Genomic DNA, 1,486 nt, shown 5'->3' on the forward strand with positions numbered 1-1,486 from the left:
TCAGACCGCGTTTGAGATCTGCCGTGCCGTGGGGCTGGCGGGGTCGTTGAGCTTGGTGTGGGTGGTCTTGGGGGTGGCTATCCGTCGGATCTGACGGATGAGCAGTGGGTGCTGGTGGAGCCGTTGCTGCCGCCGGCGCGGGTGGGTCCCAAGGGTGGGCGTCGGGAGAAGCACCCGCGGCGGCGGATCGTGGACGCGATTTTCTACGTGGTGCGGACCGGGTGTTCCTGGCGGCAGTTGCCGAAGGACTTCCCGCCCTGGCCAACGGTGTACTGGTACTTCACCTGGTGGCATGACGACGGCACCGTCGAGCGTGTCCACGATGCCCTGCGTGCTCGGGTCCGGCGGGCCGACGGGCGTAATACCGAGCCGAGCGCGGGGCTGATCGACTCCCAGTCCATCCGCACAGCGGACACCGTCCCGGTCGCCACCAGGGGCTTCGACGCGGGCAAGAAGGTCAAGGGCCGCAAGCGATTCATCATCACAGACACCCTCGGCCTGCTCTTGGCGGTCCACGTCGTCGCCGCGAACATCCAGGACCGCGACGGCGCCCGACGCCCGCTGCTGTGGACCCGCCTCGACCACCCGAGCGTGCGGAAGATCTGGGCCGACCAAGGCTTCGCCGGCCGCCTGGTCGACTGGACCACCCAGGTCCTCAGCCGCGAACTAGAGATCGTGCGTAAAGACCCCGGTCAGCGCGGCTTCCAGGTCCAGCCCAAGCGGTGGGCGGTGGAGCGCACGCTGTCGTGGATCACCGCCCACCGACGCCTGGCCCGGGACTACGAGACCAGCCCGGCCCACTCCGAAACCATGATCCGCTGGGCAATGATCGGCATCATGGTCCGCCGACTCACCCGAGGCCGCTCGGCAACCCGACCAGGTCCTCGACCGCTCTCACGCGCCGCCGGCTGACACAGCGCACGTCCCCTCACGTGTCGTACAAGCCGTCCCACGGCGCGCTGAACCCGAGCCGGTTCGGGTAGAACTCGGCCCAGTCGTCCTGCTCCTCTCCCTCGGGATATTCCCCGTGGCACTCGCTGACCAGGCCGAACAGCGCGCCGTCGACCTCCACGGCGAACGGGGCGATCGCGATGTCTGTGAAGTACCGCCCGGGCAGCGCGTCCAGCCACTCGTGCAGGAGCCGCTGCGCGGCTTCCACCATCGGCGCCTTCGCTGGCCCGTCGGCGACCGTTCCGGCTGCGCGGATCCGGGAGTCCAGGTGCCGACCCGCGGCGTCGAACTCGTGCAACACGGAGTACCACCGCCGCAGTACCCGGCCATCGACGTCCCGGCCTGCGAAAACACCGCTGACGTGGGCAAAGAACTGGCCTCCGTCCCACTGGCCGATAGTGGACGTTCGGTAGTTCGGCTCATGCCGAATGGGAACCAGGTCAGGCACAGTCATGGCCGCACCCTACGTGCCGGCCACGACAGAACGGATGCTTGTCTAGCCTGGTTCGCTGCAGATCTCAAACGCGGTCTCAGA

2 protein-coding genes are annotated in these 1,486 nt (G+C 68.2%); one reads left to right on the plus strand and one right to left on the minus strand.

Annotated elements, in window-relative coordinates:
• The first annotated feature begins 18 nt into the window (after positions 1–18).
• Positions 19–912 carry an IS5 family transposase gene (locus KVT45_RS54915; RefSeq protein WP_254648753.1) on the plus strand — a complete coding sequence of 298 codons (894 nt, stop codon included), beginning with the start codon at positions 19–21 and terminating at the stop codon, positions 910–912.
• 16 nt (positions 913–928) lie between these two features.
• On the opposite strand, the gene KVT45_RS54920 is transcribed toward KVT45_RS54915, so the two are convergent.
• Positions 929–1,405: a hypothetical protein gene (locus KVT45_RS54920; RefSeq protein WP_217562617.1), complete on the minus strand. Its 477-nt coding sequence runs from the start codon at positions 1,403–1,405 to the stop codon at positions 929–931.
• Positions 1,406–1,486: the final 81 nt, after the last annotated feature.

Source organism: Streptomyces sp. GbtcB6 (assembly GCF_019091475.1).
Lineage (GTDB): Bacteria > Actinomycetota > Actinomycetes > Streptomycetales > Streptomycetaceae > Streptomyces > Streptomyces hyaluromycini.

What these genes read in the sequence shown, in the direction of transcription:
- KVT45_RS54920 (WP_217562617.1), bottom strand. Translation starts at nt 1,405, where the DNA reads ATGACTGTGCCTGACCTGGTTCCCATTCGGCATGAGCCGAACTACCGA.